Source organism: Phocaeicola sp. RTP21198st1_B8_RTP21198_201120 (genome assembly GCF_040929485.1).
Classification (GTDB): Bacteria; Bacteroidota; Bacteroidia; order Bacteroidales; family Bacteroidaceae; genus Phocaeicola; species Phocaeicola dorei.
The window spans coordinates 38,048-57,616 of sequence record NZ_JBCOCI010000009.1 but is presented as its reverse complement, the minus strand read 5'-3'; the positions used below and the strand labels follow the sequence as shown (position 1 = coordinate 57,616).

Genomic DNA, 19,569 nt, shown 5'->3' with positions numbered 1-19,569 from the left:
AGGCCCAAGGAATCAGTAATTGTCTGGTCTTTTTTGCAAAAAACTCTCTCAAACTGATTGGACGAAAGAAACAGCCTGACACAAAAAAGAAAAGGGGCATGTGAAAACTGTAAATAACGGTTTTCAACATGTAAGGGATTTGTATATGACCAAGGATGACCAATAAAATTCCTCCCCCTTTCAATATGTCAAAGGAGACAATCCGATTAGAGTCTACCATCTACAACGTTTTTTTCAAAGATAGCTTTAACATCGAATATGACGTGTTGAGCATTTAGTAACGTTTTTACATCAAAGCCTATAAACTGTTCGTGTGCTACAGCTATAATTGCCGCATCGAATTTCTTATCCAAAGGATGTTGGTTCGTTACCGAGATTCCATATTCTCGCATAACTATATCAGGATTGGCCCAAGGATCATATACGGTGATATGTACGTTATACTCTCGCAAAGCATTGTAAATATCTATAACCTTTGTGTTCCGCACATCAGGACAGTTTTCTTTAAAAGTAAACCCTAATATGAGGATATGAGAGTTGAGCACCTGTATTCCTTTCTTCAGCATCAATTTCGCAACTTGGTTGGCCACATATTCCCCCATACCGTCGTTCATTCGGCGACCGGCTAAGATTATCTCAGGATTATAACCGTGACGTTGTGCACATTGAGCCAAATAATACGGATCAACTCCAATGCAATGGCCTCCAACCAGCCCAGGCTTAAATGGCAGGAAATTCCATTTGGTAGAAGCTGCTTCCAGTACATCCTGTGTATCAATGCCCATTTTAGTAAATATCTTGGATAGCTCATTCACAAATGCGATATTGATATCACGCTGTGAGTTTTCTATTACTTTGGCTGCTTCCGCTACTTTCATCGTAGGAGCGAGATGTGTACCGGCGGTAATTACAGAAGCATATACCTCATTTACTTTCTTACCTATTTCAGGCGTAGAACCGGAAGTAACCTTTTTGATTTTTTCTACTGTATGAAGTTTATCTCCCGGATTTATACGTTCAGGGCTATAGCCAGCAAAGAAATCTTCATTAAATTTCAATCCGGACACTTTTTCCACAACCGGGATACATTCGTCTTCTGTAACACCTGGATAAACAGTAGATTCATACACCACAATATCCCCTTTGGAGATTACCTTACCAACAGTTGTGCTGGCACCGTAAAGCGGAGTCAAATCCGGATTGTTGTTTTTGTCTACCGGAGTGGGAACGGCAACTACATAAAAATTGTAATCACGGATTTCCTCTATATTGGCAGTACACTTAAAACCATTGGCAAGGGCAGATTGGAGTAGTTCATCTGACACTTCGAGTGTCGCATCATGACCTGCCATCAAAGCAGTCACACGAGCTTGGTTCATGTCAAAACCTATCGTTTTATACTTTGTCGAGAAAAGACGAGCCAAAGGGAGCCCTACGTAACCAAGACCAATTACGCAAATTTTAGTTTCATTCATAATTTCATCTGTTATTATTACTTTAAATATTCTTCCAATACCATTTGACAGCCTCTTTCAAACCGTCACGCATACTGTATTGAGGATTGTAACCTAAAAGGGATTTTGCTTTATCAATACATGCCAAGGAATGGGGAATATCCCCCAAGCGGTTGGGACCATGAATTATTTTCACGTTGGCAATTTCGGGGTCAAATTCACTCAAAAATTCTTTCAAGTAACCGACCAACTGGTTTAATGTGGTGCGTTCTCCGAAAGCAGTATTGTATACTTGGTTGGTTGCATTCGGATTTGTCGTGGTCATAGCCAGCATGTTCATTTGAATCACATTGTCTATATAAGTAAAATCGCGGCTATATTCACCATCTCCGTTAATGACAGGACTCTCATGAGCCATGAATTTCTTAACGAACAAAGGAATCACCGCAGCATATGCCCCGAATGGATCTTGACGACGACCGAAAACATTGAAATATCGTAAGCCGATACATTCCATTCCATAGGTTTTGGCAAACACATCGGCGTAAAGCTCGTTTACATACTTTGTTATGGCATAAGGCGAAAGCGGTTTACCAATCACATCTTCTACTTTGGGAAGAGACTGACTGTCTCCATATGTAGAAGAACTTGCTGCATATATAAAACGCTTTACATTGGCATCGCGAGCGGCTGTCAGCATATTTAAGAATCCCGATATATTAGTTTCATTTGTAGTTATAGGATCTTTGATAGAACGTGGAACTGAGCCTAATGCTCCTTCATGCATAACGTAATCTACATTTTCTACAGCTTTCTTACAATCGTTCAGATTCCGTATATCTCCTACGATAAGTTTAAACTTATTCGGATATCGTTGTAGAAATGGAAAAATGTTTTCAGGTTTACCTGTGGAAAAATTATCCAAACAGATTACATCATAGTCGTGAGCCAATAAATACTCACATAAATTGGAGCCGATGAATCCCGCTCCACCAGTAACTAAAACTTTTGTTAATGACATATGGATTGTTGTTTTATGTTGAAGTTGCAAGCCTATTGCTTGATAGGGGTGTAATGATTTATTTTAAGACTGGTTTGGATAAAAGAGAGATTGTGTGTATCTGCTCCAAGTCGATTGTTACAATTTCCATTGAATTCCAGCCTGTTGGATTTTTTTGTATGTATTTTATGCAAATCCACCTAGAGAGAAAAAGTTAAACAGAATCTACAGGTCTTAATAACCGATAATTATAATCTATTTAAACTATAACAGTCTGACTATCAATTAAACAGTTTTGTATATTTTTTGTAATACTCGTACAAATGAACTTTTGAAATATATTGTAATTGTGAATGTCCGTTCCTATATGAGTAATAGCCTTTTCTTTTAATAGCAGCATGGCTTTTTTCTTAATCCGGTTGCCATACATACCCGCTATTGACGGAAGATTGAACTGAAACTTCACTCCCATGTCTTTTAATTGTTGATAATCCGACTCACCCATATAAACATACCGTTCCGGATGGGCAAGAATGGGATAATAGCCTTTAGCCTTGATGCGGAGCAGAATGTTGTTCAATCCCATCGGAGGGTTAAAGTAGGAGGTTTCCACCAGTAGATGGTCACCGCTTTCACCCAAGGGCAGCAGATCGTTCTTTTCCAACCGTTCCTCGAAGAGGTTGTCAAGCATGTTCTCTGAGGCCAGATGCAGTTTTATCGGACCGCTATAGGTGGCTTGAAGTTCAGCGTAACGCTCCCGGAGGTGCAGTGTGGTGTTGGGCATATCTTCCATGATATGCGGTGTAAGCCATACGGATTTTATGCCCAACTCTTCATACAGGCGCAGTATTTCCAATGCTTCTTCCATCGTCTGCACACCGTCGTCCACACCCGGCAGAATGTGCGAGTGACAGTCGGTAAAATTCTTGAATATACCGCTATCTTTCAGCGATATACGTTTCCTGAATGGCCACACAATGATACGAGTATTTTTATATAAAACATTTTATTTTTTTTAATTAATAATCATCCATTTATCCCCACCCTGTTTTCCGTCGGAACCTTAGTGGTATCCTGAGCCGTAACCGTAGTGATAACCATATCGATAGCCATAACGGTATCCATAGCGACCGCCACTTCCCTCGGTCCCGTTCAAGATCAGGGACATGTTCTTGTATTTTTTCTCCTCGTAGATTTTCTCCAATTCAGCAAGCATACTCCGTTCAAGTAATCCTGCACGAACTACGAAAACGGTACGGTCGGCCAGTTTCTCAATAATTTGCGTGTCGGCCACCAGTTCAACGGGCGGACAGTCGATCAGCACATAGTCATATTGCTCCCTTACAGTATCGATTGTCTGCTTTAACCGCTCGTCGAACAATAATTCCGTTGGGTTAGGAGGAATCGTTCCCACGGGTAGTATATCCATAGATTTATGTTTCGGATCGGGTACGATGATCTCATCCAGATTATCGATACGACCTCCCAGATAGTCGCTCAATCCCTTGTCAGGAGAGTCGATATAGGATGATACAGAGGCGTGGCGCAGGTCTCCGTCGATTACCAGCACTTTTTTTCCTTTGATGGCAAGGCTCACGGCGATGTTCATGGTCAGAAACGATTTGCCGCTGCCCGGATTGAATGAGGTCATGATGATGACATTCGAAGTCTTGTCCTTGCCGGTCATAAATTCCAGGTTGGTACGCAATACGCGGAATGCCTCGTTGATGATGTCACGGTTGCCCTCCTTGACGATAACGGCCTTGACTTCCTGCGGTTTCTTTCCTAATATCCCTTTTTTCTTTCTTGTGAACAGCGGAATTTCACCGATGAACGGTATAGTCAGGTTTTCCAGGTCTTTCCTTCCCCGTACACGGGTATTCATATTCTCGCGCATGAAGATAATGACTATCGGAATGAGCAGCCCCAGAGCGAATGCGACCATAAAGATATTTTTATGCACAGGGGATGTCGGCAACATGCTGCCGTGTGGCGGGGTAACAATGCGGGTATTATAAGCCGTGAACGCCTGTGAGAGTTCGTTCTCTTCACGCTTTTGCAACAGGAATAGGTAAAGAGCTTCCTTTACCTTCTGTTGGCGCTCCACCGAAAGCAGGTACTTGGCCTGTGTTGGGTTGGCCGCTATACGTGATGTCGTCTGTTGCTCCGTCTGCCGCAAACTTTTTATCTGCGAATTCAAGGTCACTATCTGATTGTCGATAGATCTGATTATCGCCCCACGCATGGATGCCAGAGCCTGATCCATATCCACGACCAGCGGATTTTCCGTGCTGCTGTTCGCAACCAGACTGTTGCGCTGCAACAGTTGCTTGTTGTATTCGGCAATCTGCGATTCAATATTGGCGCTTTCAATGCCGGAGTTGGCCGGAAGCAGTTGGGTACGGTTGGCATCGTTGGCTAAATAGTTCCGGATGTAACGGGTCATATAAAGCTGGTTGTTCAGGGACAGGATCTGCGCGTTGGCCGCACTGCTTTGAGCCATATACATACTCGATGCCGCCTGCACGTCGGGCAACAGATGTTCTGACTTGTAAGAGGAGATATCCTCGTCCACATTTCCCAGTTCCCGTTCGATTACGCCCAGACGCTCGTTGATGAACATTGAGGTGCTGACAGCGATCTGGTTTTTGTCCTTCACCCAATTCTCGTTATAAACGGAAATCAACATGCTCAATACATCTTCTGCCCGCTGTGTGGAGTTATCCTTGAATGACAAGTCTATGACTGACGCTTTCTCGCTGTTCAATGAAACGGACAGATTGGACGAGCAGGAGTTGACGGCGTTATACAGACTGGATTTGCCTACATATAATGTATATGCCTCGCCTTTCACGTAATTGGGTGTTGTATGGATAATGATTTTTCCCAATGGCGTAGTGATGGAGTCGAGCAAGCTTCCCTTTACGTCCTTTTCTTCAAGATCTGTCCCGTTACGTATAAAGTCGGATAGGTATAACGTACCGTCCGGCTGTATTTCCAACGTAAAACCGGCTGATTCATTCTCAGGCAAGTCATTTATCGTTACATCCACCGGTAATGTCAGTCCATAGGCTACCTGACGGTGGAATTTTCCCCGAACGAAGTAATTCATATCCAGACGCAACCGTTTAACCACTTCGGTCATTAAAGACGGTGATCGAAAGGTGATGAGTTCGTTATTCACATTTGTACCGGATTGAAACAGCCCGAACTCCGAGAAGGATTCCAAATCCGAGGAGACCGACTTGCCTTTGGAATCCTCTTTGATCAATACCGAAGCGGTACGTGTATATACGGCAGGAGTGCGTAACAGATAGGCAGTAGCGGCACCGATCGTTACCGCTAAAGACAAGACGAACCACTTCCATCTTGCGAGGTACAGGTATAACAGGTCCTGTATTCGCAGGAAATCATCCTGCTGCCCCGGTTTTATATTCTTTTGATTTACGGTCATCATATCTGATTCTATATTATTTTACAATCAACACGGTAATGGTCGTCAGCAACGAGGCCAATGACATCCAGAAAGAGGCTGAGCGGACGTTATTGCCGTTGACGGTCGCCTGCCGTGCTTTCATTGAGTTGGGTTCCACATAAACGATATCGTTCTGCTGCAAATAATACACAGGAGAGGCATAAAGGTCATATCCCGAATTCAGGTTGACCTGATACAGGGTTTTTTTCCCGTTTTCCTCCCGTTGTACCAGCACGTTTTCCCGTTTCCCATAGACGGTAAGGTCCCCGGCCATGCTTAAGGCCTCCAAAAGTGTCAGCTTGTCCTTTTCGATATTGAAACGTCCGGGGGTGGCAACCTCGCCCAACACTGAAACGGTCAGGTTCATAAACTCCACTGTAACAACGGGGTCTTTCACGAGATTCTTTGAAACCAATTCCTCTTTTATATACGAGGCGATCTCCGCGCGTGTCATTCCTGCCACATGGATATGTCCCAGCACAGGAAAATCAATATCCCCATCCTTATTTATTGTATATCCTGATATTCCCTGACTATTGGATGTACCTGATGTCGTACCAATCTGTCGGGATATGATCGGAAGGTTGAAAAGGTTCATTAATAAGGGGTCTTTGCTGTTGACCTGTATGGAAATCTTGTCTTCTGGACGTATCCGGATTTCCAGCGGGTTCAAGACTTGCTCTGCGGTACCCCGTTTCAGGTCCGTGAAATAAGCGACTTTCGGTGTGGCACATGATCCCAATAGAAAGGCCACGGTTAATAAGGATAAAATGTATCTGATTTTCATATTTATTGATTTTTATTTGTTGGTTTTCTGTTCCGATTGAAGTTGTGCGATAGATTTTGTCAGCCTGATGTTGGCGAGAGTCCATATCAATATATCACCCAAAACGATCCAGTTCACATTGAGATAAAGGGACAGAAGAATATTGAGCAGTATGAATATAGTTGACACGGAAACAATGATGATCATGGTATTGCGCTGCTTTATTCCGAGAGCAAGCAGCTTATGGTGGATATGGTTCTTGTCCGGCAGGAACGGGTTCTTTCCGTTGCGTACCCGATGCAGGTAAACCCTGACCACGTCACAGCATGGAACCAGCAAGGGTGAGAAGGCCAGCACCATCGGATGTACATTTCCTGTATTATCGTCTAGTCCGCACATGGTCAGTTTGAGACTGAGGAAACAGAGCATCATGCCGATGGTCAAACTGCCTGTGTCGCCCATGAAGATCTTCCTTCCGTGTTTGGCGTTCCCGAAAACATTGTAATAGAAGAATGGTACCAACACTCCCAATGTGGCAAACGCCAGCATGGCATAAACATACTGATGGAGCATAAAGAAAGTCAGTCCATAAAATAGGCAGGCGATACTGCATAGCCCGGAAGCCAGCCCGTCAATGCCGTCAATCAGGTTGATGGCATTGATGATGAAGACCACGATCAGGATGGTCAGGGGATATCCTAACCATAACGGCACCGCATGGATGCCCAGAACACCGTATAGGTTGTTGATATATACCCCACCGGCAATAAGCATCACGCCGCACAGAATCTGGATGACAAACTTGGCACGATAACGGATACCGATCAGGTCATCGGCCATGCCAACCAGATATAGTACCATGATGGAGCAGAAAGCAAAAGCCAAAGAGCACACGTCGTTCCCGATTTCGGACAATATCTCCGAATGTCCCAGCACCATATTGATTCCTAGCAACAGGGCTATGGTGAAAAACACTACCGGCTTGAATGCGATACCACCCAATCGGGGCACCGCACAATGATGTACCTTCCGCTCATCGGGAAAGTCGAACAATTTCTTACGGAAAGCGATTAGCAGAATCTGGGGAATGACGATACCCGCACAGAGAACACAAAGCAAAAATGCCAGTGAACAATTTACAATCCAAAAATACATATATTCAAATATTATTTTATTTGTGTAAGGCCACGAGGAAGGGGAACTTCATCATCTCCTTTTTGTGTCATCTCTCAAAATTTGTCACAATCGGAATCATTGATGACTTCAATCAAATCGGGATGAACTTCTACCGATATACCCATAATCCCTTCAAGCATCACAACCACCCGGCGGCGACGTTTTCCTTTCACCCGCATGAATACGCCCTTTACTCCATTGAACTTGCCACCGTAAATACATATGTGGGTACCTTTCCGTATGTCAATCTCTTCCGGTTTATAATAAATAGTGTTTTCTTCATACTGCGAGGCAATCTTGATAAAGCTCTCCATTTGCTTATCCGGCACCACGATATATTTCAGTCCCGTGCTTTTCTCCCACATCATGAATTGTAAGAAATTATATTTTTTTTTGAAATCCGTGATCTGTTTTCGGGAAGCATGCACGAAGACGAGATTCGGGATGACTGGTACAAGCCTTTTGGATTTCACTCCGTGATAGACCCTTACGGCATAGTGTTTCGGTATGAAATACTCTAGACCATCCTTGCCTTTGAGCATCTCTTCCGCCTTTTTCTCGTTTTTATAAGCGCTCATGGCGAACCATTGGATTCTAGTTAGATCTTCCCTTGTGGTTATGGGAGTACTCATTCGTCGTGTGTTTTTTAGTTATTACGGCAGGTCAAGATATACCCATAGTTCATCCCAACTTATGTATTGGTCTGTATTATAGTAATTTATGTCTTTTTTGGCTGTCATATCAACCATTCATGCCGTCTTTTATCTTGCCGCATTCCTATTTTTCTCCATAAGAGAAATAGAGGACATAAATATTTAACATATATAATTGATTTACAGGGATTATTCGCTGTAAATACAATCTAGTTTACTCAACATTTGTTATGTAACCACGACATTTAACGAGGTGGCTATTAAGGTTTTTCTTTGTTTTATGCTATTATGTTCAATAATTTATGTATTTTTGCATATTCAAAACATTTCTCTTATGGAGAAAACCGTCATTTATTCAATCTTTTTCAAGCAAGAATTTTGTACTTTCACGGGGCTTTTTCCTTTCTGAATCCATCTTGTCATACAACTGAAAGTATAGGGTATATACTTGTTCATTATATTCCTATGGCATTCGTATAGGAAATTTCTCCTATTTTCGGTGTTTCTCTTTCTGAGAGAAATGGGGTGATTGGTATTTTGATGTATATCAAATATTTATAAGATTGGTATAATCAATTTGCTCAACAAATAATCAGTTTTTTCTAATCATACCTCTTATTTTTTATGGTATGACTAATATTTTTCTTCTGATTTTTAGTGTTTTTTGTGTTATCTTTTGTACTTTTGCATTTACAAATCTTTCTCTCAGAAAGAAAACTTCAATTTGTATAACATAATTCCAACTTATTTTTTGTCAGATAAATAAAAATAATAATTGCCATAGAATAACAGCGGGCCGATTGGGCACGTATGCTGAAACCTATGGCGTAAACTGTTTTATAATGTGAATTAAAGTGTATTTAAAATAATACTGTTCGCTTTATCCACTACGGAGGTGTCTAACGATGCAAGATAAATCCGTGTAGTGCTTTCTGAATCATGTCCCATAGCTTCGCTGATGGTAGCCAACGGAATGTTTTTGCTTCTGGCGATAGAAGCCCAGGCGTGACGTGCCACATAACTCGTCAGCGGAATAGGAAGGCCGATTTGTTTTCCCAATTTCTTTAGTTTTGAATTCACCAGCTGGGCTGCATTCTTGTATTGTTTCCGTTCATCCGTTTTTGCGTCGAGAATGATCGGCAATAGATAAGAAGAACCTATGGTATCGTATTTATCTATGATTTCTTGCATGGGCTTTTCCCATTTGATTACTAGCTGTTGGTTGGTCTTTTTTCTGCGATATGATAAAAAACCGTTTTGCAAATTACTTTTCTTTAGATAAGCCATGTCTATAAATGACATCCCTCGGGTATAAAAACTGAACATAAATAGGTCTCTTGCATATTCCAAAGAGGAGTCGTGACTTAAATCCATATCGCGTATCTGTCGGATAATTTTGGCCGGAACTGCCCGTTTTACAGTTTTATCTATGCCCGTATATACATGTTTAAACGGATATCGCTGTATAACCAATTCTTTTTCTACGGCACGATTATACATGGCTCTGAGGTTTCTCATGTAATAGGAAGTACTGTTCGGACAAATGTCATTAGATTTTAGATATTGTTCATATTCCATCATCAGGTTGGAGTCTATATTGTCGAAAGGGATGTCTCTGCCTTTCTTTCTGAAATTCATGAATCGCTTGAAGCTATTGAGCGTAGTGGTATAAGTTTCTGTGGTGCGTATTTTACCTATTTGTCTCAATTCTTCAATGAGATTCTCACAAAATGACACAAAGTACTCGTTCACAGGAGGAGCGGAATAATATTCAATGATTTCGTCTGCCGTATATTTGTATCCAAGATTCTCAAATCTTATCATAATATCTTTTAGACGTGAGGTGTCTTCCTCAATACATTTTTTTAAAGAAACCAAATACCGATGCCGGTTTTCTCCTGTCTTTGCTGGTATGATTATTTGGGAATTGAAAATATCCCACTCGTCAGGATAAATCTTGTATCCTGAATTTATCTGCCTTGCTACACGATTATGAATTACTTGATAGAACAATGTTCCCGCTTTTCCTTCTATAGAGGAATGTCGATACTTTATTTTTAATGATGCCATTTTTTTGTTTAATTAATATTATATTCTCCAAAATAAATGTTTTGGCGTATTATATGTTTAATAACCAATAAATTAGATAACTGTTTGATTTTGATTATAGTTGGATTTATATTGATATGGCGAAATACTTGGCTATTATATATCAATGTGAATAATGTTGGATTTTATTCTTCTTTTATTTCCGTACTGCCCTTTTCCTTGTTTTCTGCCTCCCCTAATGTACGTTTTTTCATAGCCCCGTCTGAGAGCCTTTGTTTTTGAACGGCAAATTTATTTCGGTGGATGGATACGAAAGAGTTCCGGTCTTCGCCCTTTGTACCGAAAAAAATAACGCCGGACGGCTTCGCTGTCCCCAACATTTTTTGTCGTCCAAAACTTTTCTCAATCCCTCCTTCCTTCTTGTTGTGTGCCGTAAAAAAAAGGCTTATAAACTCAGATGGGGCATGAAAGCTCAAAAAAAAAGTCGGCAGAAAGAAAAGGTCATCCCGGAAAGGGGTTTTAAAAAAAGGTCTTTAAATCTAGCTGAAGCATAAAATTAGAAGTTTAACCCTTTAAAAATGTGACATATGATTACAGTGACGGAACAACTAAAGAATGTGTTTGAAGCCAACCCTTTGTACTCAAAAGAGGGGCAGGGGCTTAATGCGGAAGTCATCGCAAGGTTTTTCCTTCCTTTTTCTTCGGTGGTATGGTTGGTAACGGAAGCCGAACAGCAGGAAGACGGTGACTGGCTTTTTTTCGGTTATTGCCATATTCAAGAATGGGAATGGGGTTATGTGCTTCTTTCTCAAATTCAAGAGGTGAATGTTCGTGGGTTGACCGTGCAGCTGGATAAAGGACTGAAAACCGGTATAACGGTAAAAGCTTGCCTGAATTGATTAGAGAATAAACGGAGAGGGAACAACCCCTTTCCGCTTTCCAACCGGAATATTGAACTTAAAAACGGAAGTTATGGTTTACGAGACGAATTGCACGGAAATAACACAGGACAAATGGCGTGAGCTGATGAAGTACGGTAGAAAATGCTCCTATCGGCTGCTTACGGCGAGAATCAAGCGGGAATTGCCGGAATTATACCATGCGCTGGCTCTCCAGTTCTATAATCCTTATGCGGAACAGTGCAGGCAGACACCCACACATTATATATTGGTTCATTCGGCCATTGAATATTTTATCAGAAAACAATAAAGGACAAATGGTTATGAAAACAAAAAAGGTTGATAAAAAGAAAACGCTGGCTTATGCGGTGGCATTTTACTTTACGGATGTTTCCGTAAAGTTCATGATGGGGAATGCGATGTATGAGTATGTACATACCGTTTATGACAGGCGGTATGATAACGGTGGCTTTAATACGCTTGCCGTAGTCTATAATTACAAGAGGATGAAGTACGAGGTATTGGTCGTATCGGACGAGAAGGTAGGTGATAAGGAGATTCATATATTATAAGTTTCACAAACAGGGCTTTTGCCATATAAAAACGGCTTTTGAGATGAAAAAGTTATCGGCTTATACGGTTGCATCCAACTGCACCGACTTGACGGATATACGTGACGGCATCGCTGAAATACATGAAGCGATGAAGACTTGCGTTGAATCCGGGAAACATATCCCTTCATTCTATGTTTCCCGGTTGGCCAAACTGGAAACTAAAAAGAAGAAACTGGAGAAACGGACGCAGGTACACATGACCGTCACCATCCGTTTCTTTATAGATGATGATACCCTTACAATGGCAGTCAGGCATTGCCTTTTCTTCAAGCTGGAACCGACTCGGCAGAATGTGATGAAAGCCATCCGTGATGCGGTTCTTAATAACGGACGTTCCATTCTTGACTTTCCGGAAGCATGGGGAGAAGATCTTATGGATGTGTCTTTCTTTGATGTGGAGAATGCCATGAAGAAGCTGCGTTCCTCATTCGGCCTATAAACTTCATTGCATATTTTTCCGAAAGTAAAGTAACCGTTGGATTTTTGGCCAGCGGTTCTTTTTTCAAAAAAGAACCAAAAACTTTGAATACAATCTTTTTTCATCTTCTAACTTATGTATTCGGAAAAAATTCCATGGCATTCAGAAAAGGGATGATAGCGGTTTGGGGATTATAGGGTAGATTTGTGGGGTAAGCTTACAGAGACAGTTTTTATAGGCAGGTTCCGAAAAGCCTTTGAGAGAGTAGGAGAACATGAGTTATAATATATGGCTATAAGTATAAATGATAGACAATTGATTACACAATTTATTACTAATACTCAGAATTTGAATGTTAATTTACCTACAAATGGTGGAGGGTGTGCTAATTTAGTTAGAGGAATTATAGAACAGGCAACAGGAAAAAGAATTTCAGTTAATCCTTTTGGAGCTTCTTTAGAAAGTATGATACAAAAAATAAATACCTATCATGATTTAGCTAAATGTAATAATGGAGATATATTATATTTTGTGCATCTTCCTAATGCTGCTGTAAATTTACATCAAACTATTCATTATGCAATTTTTTGTAATGTTAATAATGCTGGTGTACAGAAAAATGTTATTGGGATAAATGGATTAGCAGATCTTTCTTTTTCTCCCACAGCTTATCATGGTGTTGTAGCATCTGTAATATCTCCGGGTAATTTTAATGGAGTAGGGCAGGTGATATATGATACTGTAGCATTCCCTAATATTCTTGGTGAATTGTATGTTATTGATTATGAATTGATATAGGAATAAGTTTCTTCGTTATTTTATGGCGTACAGTAGTATAGAAATAGAAAAAAACTGAAAATTGAATAGTAAATTTGTTTGCTCCATGTTACGTTTATTACCGCTTGTAATCGGGCTTTGCGCAGACTTTATGTCCTGAAGGCTTTTTAGTACCCCTTCCATTTGGAAGATTTTGACAGCAGCGATGAAGGTGGTGGAGGATATATCCGGCTGGAGGCTTTTCAGTGTGTTCTCCGATGGCTGATATCCTCTCATCTTCAGTTCCAGAATGGTATTGAAAAGTCATCATTTCGCATAGCCTTCATGAAAGCCTCCTCTTGTTCGTTGGCAATGTCCGGATTTGGATCGTATGCAGTTGCTTGCCGAACAAGAACAGACTTTTTATTAATGTAATAGTGTCGCTATTCGTCTGTTTTTATCTTCTAGCTAAAGGCAGTAACAACCGTTCCACAAGTTCTTTCTTGTTCTCAACGGGCATCTTGTTTCTGCCTTTGGCAATGACTTCAGCAGCCAAATCGCTTTTACGCCCGGCAATGTATTTCTGTCGCTTTCCGTTTATGAAGGCCTCGATACGGAAATCATGCCGGGTGTTTTCGATGATGTTGATTTCTGATACCAAAAAGCCATCCTCTGTCTCGTAGGGTTCGACAATGGTGGGCAGGTAGTGTTTCATGGTTTTCCCTATGATCGGAGATACCAAACCGGAAAGATGCTCTTCGATGCGGTCTTTCCAATAGTCATCGATTTGATGATTGGTGGCATAATCGTAAAAATGGCTGATGGCAAGGCTGACTTCTTCGATTATCCTTTTCGCATTCTTTATTCCGTTCTGTTTGGCAAATTGCATCAGGTCATCTTCCGTGATGTCGTTATCTTTTCCTGCAATGCTCATGGAGTGTGCGTTTTCGTATGCCGCACCGTCCAAATTGGTGGTGAATGTCATGTCGTAGGCTGGGGTGATGTGCCATGTGCCGTTTCTTTCCATCAGGAAAGAGAAATTCTTGATGTGGTCATCCACATTGCCGCCCATGATATTGAATACCGTCCTACGGTAGAGTTCGGACTGTTCGCTTGCCGGGATGTTCAGTTTTCGGCAGACTTCAAACAAATCCTCATAGCTCGTTGCATCCGGATTCATGGCAGCAAGTGTCTGTGTATGTATCTTCTCTCCGTTTATCCTATCGTAACGCTCCGTCAGGAAGTGATGTTTTCCCTCAATTTGAATGAGTCGGGAAGGCATCATCGTAATCCCGGCTTCCTTTGCCATCTCATAATATACCATTTCCATTTGCGTGAACGGAAAATCGTCCCCTTCTGCAAACTTCAATATGTAGTAGGTATAGCCCTCCGGTAAAGGGACTTGGCCGGAACGTATATCATGTGTCGTTTCATTGATGGCGATGATGGCTTTCGGGTGCTGCCCTCCGGCTGATGTACCTATCTCATAGATACTTTGCAGTTGCAGTGCTTCGTCATCTTGCACGGATATTTCCTCCCGTTCCTCAAAGATACGGCGTGCCAGTTGGTATAAACTCTCTATCTGGAGAGTGGAAGAGGATTCCAATCCAGGAGTGGCCGGGATGAACTCAAAGGCTCCCATTCCCCGTTTCCCGATGAAAGACAGTTTATCTACCGGTGTGAGTTTGCGCTTGGGGATATGGTTTTGTGCCGCCCATTGGTCGAAGACCATGTTACCCCACCGATCAGGCAATGAATCTGCCAAAAACGGTGGGAGACCTTGATAAGTCTTTTCTTTGTTTCCGAGTATGGGCATACCCTTTGCCGCCGGTCCTTTGACAGAAGCGGTCAGTGGGGCGATTTCCACTCCTTTCTTGATGAAATCCGGATGATAGTTGAAGACGGCTCTTTTGTTTCTTTCGTCCCAATAGAGCTTTCCGACTTCTTCTCCCCATAACATAACACTCACAACATTATTTTCCATGTCTTATCCTTTTCGGCTTTTTATTCATTATTCGTTCCATTGTATAGGCTGAAACAGGTATTTCCGGCATCAGATCATCCATCTGTTCCAGACAGTCCACTACTCGTAACAGGGCAAGAAAGTTGCCCATATTGATGTTATAGGCCTTCCCGTTCTCAAACTGGCGTAAGGTGATAAGGCTGACACCGGCTTTCTCGGCAGCCTCTTTTTGGGTGAGCCTATAGGTTAGCCTGTATTCCTTAAATCGTCTGCCCAGTTCCACTATGATTTCCGGATTGGCCATGGCTTGGGTGATGTGATTCGTTGTCATTTTACAAAGGTAAATATATTAATTGTTAAATCAAAATATGATATATAACAATTAATATATTTACTGTTATATTGAATTGTGCGCGATGTAGTTTGTGTGCTAATCCCCCAATTCCATGCTACGTTTATTGCCGCCTGTAATCGGGCTTTGCGCGGGTTTTATGTCCTGAAGGCTTTTTAGCATCCCTTCCATTTGGAAGATTTTGGCGGCAGCGATGAAGGTGGTGGCGGATACATCCGGCTGGAGGCTTTTCAGTGTGTTCTCCGATGGCTGATATCCTCTCATCTTCAGTTTCAGAATGGTATTGAAGTCATCATTTCGCATAGCCTTCATGAAAGCCTGCTCTTGTTCGTTGGCAATGTCCGGCATATGGATCGTATGCAGTTGCTTGCCGAACAAGAGCAGGTTTTCTCCGATAAAATCGGCGTGTTCCGGCTTGACCCCGCAATCCTTGGCAGTCTCATGCCAATGCGATACGGTTTCCTGTATCTCTTCGATAATCTGTTTGTGTTTCCGGATACCCATGTTCTCACCTACCTTTTGCAGATCTTCCATCGTGAAATTGTCTTGTTTGCCGTTGAGTGACAGCTGGTGGCGGTTCGTCCATTTGCCGCCCGGTGTGTATGAGTAGCAGAGGTCGTATGCTGGGGCCAGTTTCCACTTCCCTTGTCTATCCATCAGGAAAGATAAGTTCTTGCTATGGTCGTCATGGTTCCGGCTCATGACGTTGAACACCATTCTTCGGTATAGTTCCTCCTGCTCTGGATAAGGGAGGTTCATCTGCCGCATGATACGGAATATCTCTTCGTATGAATGGCGTTGGTCACGGTCATAGTGGGCAAGCCCGGCCAATGTCTGTACATGGATCTTCTCTCCGTCTTCCATACGGTCAAAACGTCGTGTCATAAAGTGATATGACTCTTTTTCCTGAAGTAACCGGCATTCCATCATATCGATACCGCAGGCTTTTGCCATCCGGTGATAGGCATATTCGATATTTCCTATTCCTTGTGGATTGTCCGTTATCTGCGTGTGTTCGCTGTATTTGCCGCCATCAAATTTCAACAGCCAATACCCGAATCCTTCAGGAGCTTTTACCTGTCCGGAGCGTACCTCTCCGGTAATATCGTTGTAGGCGATGATGGCCTTGGGCTTGGCACCTCCGGCAGATGTTCCCACTTTCAGTATATCCAGAATGTTTCTTCCTTCCTGGCGCAGTTGGACCTGAAAAGCCATTCTGTCCGTGAATACGGATTTGGCAAGCTCAGTCAGTTCCTCGATATGGAGCACTGATGATTCGTTCATGCCGTTGATTGGCGAGGACGGCTCAAACTCCAGTGCGCCCATGCCACGTTTGCCTACATAGCAAAGCCTGTCTAAAGGGGTAATCTCTTCTCCGGACAATCCCTTGCTGGCAAACCATTCATTGATGATCTGGTTTCCGAAAGTGTCCGGCAGTGAATCGGCAAACAGGCCGGGCAACCCCTTGAAACAGTCGGTACGGTTTTCAAGGAACCGGTAGGGGGTGTTCCTGTACTGGCTGATGGGCATGATGATGGGAGAAATGTCAAGACCGGAGCGGATGAACTTCCGTTCATAGTCGAACAAGGCGGCATTGCTTTCCTTTTCCCAATAGAGAGAGCCTACGCTTTCTCCCCATAGCTTTACATCTACTATCAAATCATTCATGGTTATCTTGTTTTAAATGGCGTACACGGTAGCGTTTCTTTCCTTGCAGTTTTTTGAGCTCTATCGGGCTGACCCGGATTTCCGGTACCAGTTGCTCCAGGTTCTCCAGCAGGCCGAGCGAGCGGAGTACGCTGATGAACAACAGCAGCGATACCGATTTGCCCTTCTCGATGTTCGCAACGGTCAAGGGGCTTACACCGGAAGCCGTTGCCAGTTCTTCCTGCGTGATATGCTGCCTGATACGTGTCTCTTTGATGCGCTGGCCGATTCTCATCAGCACAGCTGGATTGCTCATTTCATTCCACATGGTTGTTCCTTTTTTGCAAATATACAAATAATCCATGTAAATATATAGATTAACTTGAATATATGATGTTAATCTATATGAATACAATGATTATAGTTGCTTTATCGGCTGTTTTTTTCTTTGAACTAGGATGAAAACTGACTAAAATCACAATGTGTTGTGAATATGAAAGAGCTAGGAAAGATGATTAAAGAGTGCAGGAAGAGTTTGAAGGTCAATCAGCTGGAACTTCTCCGAACTGGCGGGCGTGGGCATCAATACGCTGGTGGCCATCGAGCGTGGAGAAGGCAATCCTAAATTGGCTACTGCTTTCCATTGGAGTTGATTAAAGTGCGGAAAAATGTATAAGATTGCTTCTATTATCTGTTTATTTTAGTATATTTGTGCTTTAAATAAGTGCGGATAAATGTATTATACGCTGTTTTTACATGTATAAAAATGCTGTTTGTAGATGAAAAGATTTGTTTTGCAACAACTTATAGAATGGAAAAACCGTGAGGATAGAAAACCTCTGATTTTAAATGGTGCCCGACAAGTTGGGAAAACATGGCTGCTCCATGAGTTTGCCAAACTTGAATACAAAAAAGAGGCTTATGTGGTATGCCGTAAGAATAACCTTGCACGCCAGCTTTTTTCTCAGGATTTCAATGTTGACAGAATTTTACGGGGGCTGCGTGCGATGACTTCCGTTGACATTACTCCGGGTGATACGCTTATTATCCTTGATGAGATACAAGATATCCCGGAAGCACTGGAATCTTTGAAGTATTTTAAAGAGGAGGTTCCGGAGTATCATATAGCTGTGGCAGGTTCACTTTTGGGGATATCCCTTCATCAGGATGTGTCTTATCCCGTAGGGAAGGTAAATGTCATCAATATATTTCCTATGAACTTTGAAGAGTTTCTTGTCGCCAAGGGAGAAGAAGAAGCTTGTAAATTGCTTATGAGTGGGGATTTTGAAACGATAAGCCTCCTGCATGACAAATATACGGATCTCCTTCGGCAATATTATTATGTAGGTGGTATGCCGGAAGTTGTACTCAAATATGTAGAAACGGATTCCTTGCTGGAAGTCAGAAGAATACAGTCGGAGATTTTGCAAGGCTATGATCTTGACTTCTCAAAACATGCGCCCAAAGAACAGGTTCCGCGTGTCCGAATGGTATGGAACAGCATTCCTTCCCAATTATTTAAAGAAAACAAGAAATTCATTTACGGAGCTTTGCGAAAAGGTGCCAGAGCCAATGATTTTGAGATGGCCATTCAATGGCTTGTAAATGCCGGGTTGTTGTATAAAGTGCCTCGATGTACCAAACCGGAGCTTCCGCTTGATATTTATGAAGACCTGTCGGCTTTCAAACTCTATATGGTTGATTTGGGGCTTATGGGTGCTATGGTCAAGACAGATCCGGCCCAAGTCTTGATTAAAAACGACATATTTAAGGAATACAAGGGAGGAATGACTGAACAGTATGTATTGCAGCAGATGAAAAGTAAGGGCGTGTCACCGATTTATTACCATAACACAGACAATTCGCGTCTTGAGTTGGATTTTGTTATTCAACGTAATGCCCAAATGGTGCCGATAGAAGTGAAGGCCGAAGGGAATGTCCGGGCCAATTCGTTGACAGCATTACTGGGAAAAAGACCGGAATTGCATGCGGAGAGATTTTCTATGTTGCCTTATAAAGTACAGGGTAATCTTACAAATTTTCCGCTATATGCAATATAGGTGTATCCTTTTCCCATGCCGGTCATACCGTTAGAACTGATTGATAAGTATGATGCGTATGTTGGCCGGTATGTCTATCTTTGTGGCAATGAAAACAGAGAGAGGATTGATTTACGCCTTGTTTTCCGGGACGGAAAGGAGATTGGCACGGATGATCTGAATCTGTATTATAATTGATGTGACGGCTTGGATGTCCCCCGGATGAATGTTCGGGGGATTCTTTTTCTTTTGGGCGTTCCTGTGGGACGGTCGGGCTTTACGTTTCAAGTCCTCGCCTAAAGGCTGTG

General features: G+C 42.3%; 19 protein-coding genes and 1 pseudogene. 7 read left to right on the top strand and 13 right to left on the bottom strand.

Going from position 1 to position 19,569, the window contains the following annotated elements; translation table 11 throughout:
* From AB5935_RS06640 to AB5935_RS06600, 9 genes are all read right to left on the bottom strand, one after another.
* Positions 1-220: acyltransferase family protein (locus AB5935_RS06640; RefSeq protein WP_368327372.1), on the bottom strand; the 220-nt coding region annotated here is incomplete at its 3' end.
* Positions 207-1,475, bottom strand: a complete 1,269-nt coding sequence (locus tag AB5935_RS06635) for a nucleotide sugar dehydrogenase (RefSeq protein ID WP_005868845.1) — start codon at positions 1,473-1,475, stop codon at positions 207-209. The genes AB5935_RS06640 and AB5935_RS06635, both read right to left, overlap by 14 nt.
* Before the next feature lie 22 nt (positions 1,476-1,497).
* A complete protein-coding gene (locus tag AB5935_RS06630) occupies positions 1,498-2,475 on the bottom strand; it encodes an SDR family oxidoreductase (RefSeq protein ID WP_005868843.1) in 978 nt (325 codons plus the stop codon).
* 238 nt (positions 2,476-2,713) lie between these two features.
* Positions 2,714-3,430, bottom strand: a complete 717-nt coding sequence (locus AB5935_RS06625) for a tyrosine-protein phosphatase (protein ID WP_005868841.1) — start codon at positions 3,428-3,430, stop codon at positions 2,714-2,716.
* A gap of 87 nt (positions 3,431-3,517) precedes the next feature.
* On the bottom strand, positions 3,518-5,908 hold the full coding sequence (locus AB5935_RS06620) for a GumC family protein (protein WP_368327371.1): 2,391 nt from the start codon (positions 5,906-5,908) through the stop codon (positions 3,518-3,520).
* A gap of 16 nt (positions 5,909-5,924) precedes the next feature.
* Positions 5,925-6,716 carry a polysaccharide biosynthesis/export family protein gene (locus tag AB5935_RS06615; protein WP_005868837.1) on the bottom strand — a complete coding sequence of 264 codons (792 nt, stop codon included), beginning with the start codon at positions 6,714-6,716 and terminating at the stop codon, positions 5,925-5,927.
* Positions 6,717-6,728: 12 nt separating this feature from the next.
* Positions 6,729-7,850 (bottom strand): MraY family glycosyltransferase, encoded by a 1,122-nt coding sequence (locus tag AB5935_RS06610; RefSeq protein WP_005868835.1) that lies wholly within the window; start codon positions 7,848-7,850, stop codon positions 6,729-6,731.
* Positions 7,851-7,924: 74 nt separating this feature from the next.
* Entirely contained in the window at positions 7,925-8,503 is a 579-nt protein-coding gene (locus AB5935_RS06605; RefSeq protein WP_005868833.1) for a UpxY family transcription antiterminator, read from the bottom strand.
* An 870-nt stretch (positions 8,504-9,373) separates the two neighbouring features.
* Positions 9,374-10,594, bottom strand: a complete 1,221-nt coding sequence (locus tag AB5935_RS06600; RefSeq protein ID WP_005868829.1) for a tyrosine-type recombinase/integrase — start codon at positions 10,592-10,594, stop codon at positions 9,374-9,376.
* 566 nt (positions 10,595-11,160) lie between these two features.
* Here AB5935_RS06600 and AB5935_RS06595 point away from each other — a divergent pair.
* The 5 genes from AB5935_RS06595 (at position 11,161) to AB5935_RS06575 (ending at position 13,302) form a co-directional block, all read left to right on the top strand.
* Positions 11,161-11,472: a DUF2958 domain-containing protein gene (locus AB5935_RS06595; RefSeq protein WP_005868826.1), complete on the top strand. Its 312-nt coding sequence runs from the start codon at positions 11,161-11,163 to the stop codon at positions 11,470-11,472.
* A gap of 73 nt (positions 11,473-11,545) precedes the next feature.
* Positions 11,546-11,782 (top strand): hypothetical protein, encoded by a 237-nt coding sequence (locus AB5935_RS06590; protein WP_005868824.1) that lies wholly within the window; start codon positions 11,546-11,548, stop codon positions 11,780-11,782.
* Between the two features lie 13 nt (positions 11,783-11,795).
* A complete protein-coding gene (locus AB5935_RS06585) occupies positions 11,796-12,044 on the top strand; it encodes a hypothetical protein (RefSeq protein ID WP_005868823.1) in 249 nt (82 codons plus the stop codon).
* Between the two features lie 43 nt (positions 12,045-12,087).
* The gene (locus tag AB5935_RS06580; RefSeq protein ID WP_005868821.1) at positions 12,088-12,525 is read left to right on the top strand and encodes a hypothetical protein; all 438 of its coding nucleotides are present in this window, start codon (positions 12,088-12,090) and stop codon (positions 12,523-12,525) included.
* 267 nt (positions 12,526-12,792) lie between these two features.
* Complete coding sequence (locus AB5935_RS06575; protein ID WP_007569216.1) at positions 12,793-13,302, top strand: hypothetical protein; 510 nt, start codon at positions 12,793-12,795, stop codon at positions 13,300-13,302.
* Positions 13,303-13,717: 415 nt separating this feature from the next.
* Here AB5935_RS06575 and AB5935_RS06570 read toward each other — a convergent pair whose 3' ends face one another.
* From AB5935_RS06570 to AB5935_RS06555, 4 genes are all read right to left on the bottom strand, one after another.
* The gene (locus AB5935_RS06570; protein ID WP_005868817.1) at positions 13,718-15,244 is read right to left on the bottom strand and encodes a type II toxin-antitoxin system HipA family toxin; all 1,527 of its coding nucleotides are present in this window, start codon (positions 15,242-15,244) and stop codon (positions 13,718-13,720) included.
* Complete coding sequence (locus tag AB5935_RS06565) at positions 15,234-15,554, bottom strand: helix-turn-helix domain-containing protein (protein ID WP_005868815.1); 321 nt, start codon at positions 15,552-15,554, stop codon at positions 15,234-15,236. Before AB5935_RS06565 ends, AB5935_RS06570 begins: the two co-directional genes overlap by 11 nt.
* A 99-nt stretch (positions 15,555-15,653) precedes the next feature.
* On the bottom strand, positions 15,654-17,243 hold the full coding sequence (locus AB5935_RS06560) for a type II toxin-antitoxin system HipA family toxin (protein ID WP_005868813.1): 1,590 nt from the start codon (positions 17,241-17,243) through the stop codon (positions 15,654-15,656).
* Positions 17,236-17,586 carry a helix-turn-helix transcriptional regulator gene (locus AB5935_RS06555; protein ID WP_005868812.1) on the bottom strand — a complete coding sequence of 117 codons (351 nt, stop codon included), beginning with the start codon at positions 17,584-17,586 and terminating at the stop codon, positions 17,236-17,238. The genes AB5935_RS06560 and AB5935_RS06555 overlap by 8 nt, the downstream gene beginning before the upstream one ends.
* Before the next feature lie 129 nt (positions 17,587-17,715).
* On the opposite strand from AB5935_RS06555, the pseudogene AB5935_RS06550 reads away from it, so the two are divergent.
* Both AB5935_RS06550 and AB5935_RS06545 read left to right on the top strand, forming a co-directional pair.
* Positions 17,716-17,875: pseudogene (locus AB5935_RS06550) on the top strand (helix-turn-helix domain-containing protein).
* A 126-nt stretch (positions 17,876-18,001) separates the two neighbouring features.
* Positions 18,002-19,282, top strand: coding sequence for an ATP-binding protein (locus AB5935_RS06545; protein ID WP_005868811.1), 1,281 nt, complete (start codon positions 18,002-18,004; stop codon positions 19,280-19,282).
* The last annotated feature ends 287 nt before the right edge of the window (positions 19,283-19,569 follow it).

Coding starts and splice junctions, on each gene's coding strand:
- AB5935_RS06595 (WP_005868826.1), top strand. CDS start 11,161: ATGATTACAGTGACGGAACAACTAAAGAATGTGTTTGAAGCCAACCCT.
- AB5935_RS06575 (WP_007569216.1), top strand. CDS start 12,793: ATGGCTATAAGTATAAATGATAGACAATTGATTACACAATTTATTACT.
- AB5935_RS06565 (WP_005868815.1), bottom strand. CDS start 15,554: ATGACAACGAATCACATCACCCAAGCCATGGCCAATCCGGAAATCATA.
- AB5935_RS06610 (WP_005868835.1), bottom strand. CDS start 7,850: ATGTATTTTTGGATTGTAAATTGTTCACTGGCATTTTTGCTTTGTGTT.
- AB5935_RS06580 (WP_005868821.1), top strand. CDS start 12,088: ATGAAAAAGTTATCGGCTTATACGGTTGCATCCAACTGCACCGACTTG.
- AB5935_RS06585 (WP_005868823.1), top strand. CDS start 11,796: ATGAAAACAAAAAAGGTTGATAAAAAGAAAACGCTGGCTTATGCGGTG.
- AB5935_RS06555 (WP_005868812.1), bottom strand. CDS start 17,586: ATGGATTATTTGTATATTTGCAAAAAAGGAACAACCATGTGGAATGAA.
- AB5935_RS06615 (WP_005868837.1), bottom strand. CDS start 6,716: ATGAAAATCAGATACATTTTATCCTTATTAACCGTGGCCTTTCTATTG.
- AB5935_RS06600 (WP_005868829.1), bottom strand. CDS start 10,594: ATGGCATCATTAAAAATAAAGTATCGACATTCCTCTATAGAAGGAAAA.
- AB5935_RS06605 (WP_005868833.1), bottom strand. CDS start 8,503: ATGAGTACTCCCATAACCACAAGGGAAGATCTAACTAGAATCCAATGG.
- AB5935_RS06545 (WP_005868811.1), top strand. CDS start 18,002: ATGAAAAGATTTGTTTTGCAACAACTTATAGAATGGAAAAACCGTGAG.
- AB5935_RS06570 (WP_005868817.1), bottom strand. CDS start 15,244: ATGGAAAATAATGTTGTGAGTGTTATGTTATGGGGAGAAGAAGTCGGA.
- AB5935_RS06630 (WP_005868843.1), bottom strand. CDS start 2,475: ATGTCATTAACAAAAGTTTTAGTTACTGGTGGAGCGGGATTCATCGGC.
- AB5935_RS06590 (WP_005868824.1), top strand. CDS start 11,546: ATGGTTTACGAGACGAATTGCACGGAAATAACACAGGACAAATGGCGT.
- AB5935_RS06560 (WP_005868813.1), bottom strand. CDS start 17,243: ATGAATGATTTGATAGTAGATGTAAAGCTATGGGGAGAAAGCGTAGGC.
- AB5935_RS06635 (WP_005868845.1), bottom strand. CDS start 1,475: ATGAATGAAACTAAAATTTGCGTAATTGGTCTTGGTTACGTAGGGCTC.
- AB5935_RS06620 (WP_368327371.1), bottom strand. CDS start 5,908: ATGACCGTAAATCAAAAGAATATAAAACCGGGGCAGCAGGATGATTTC.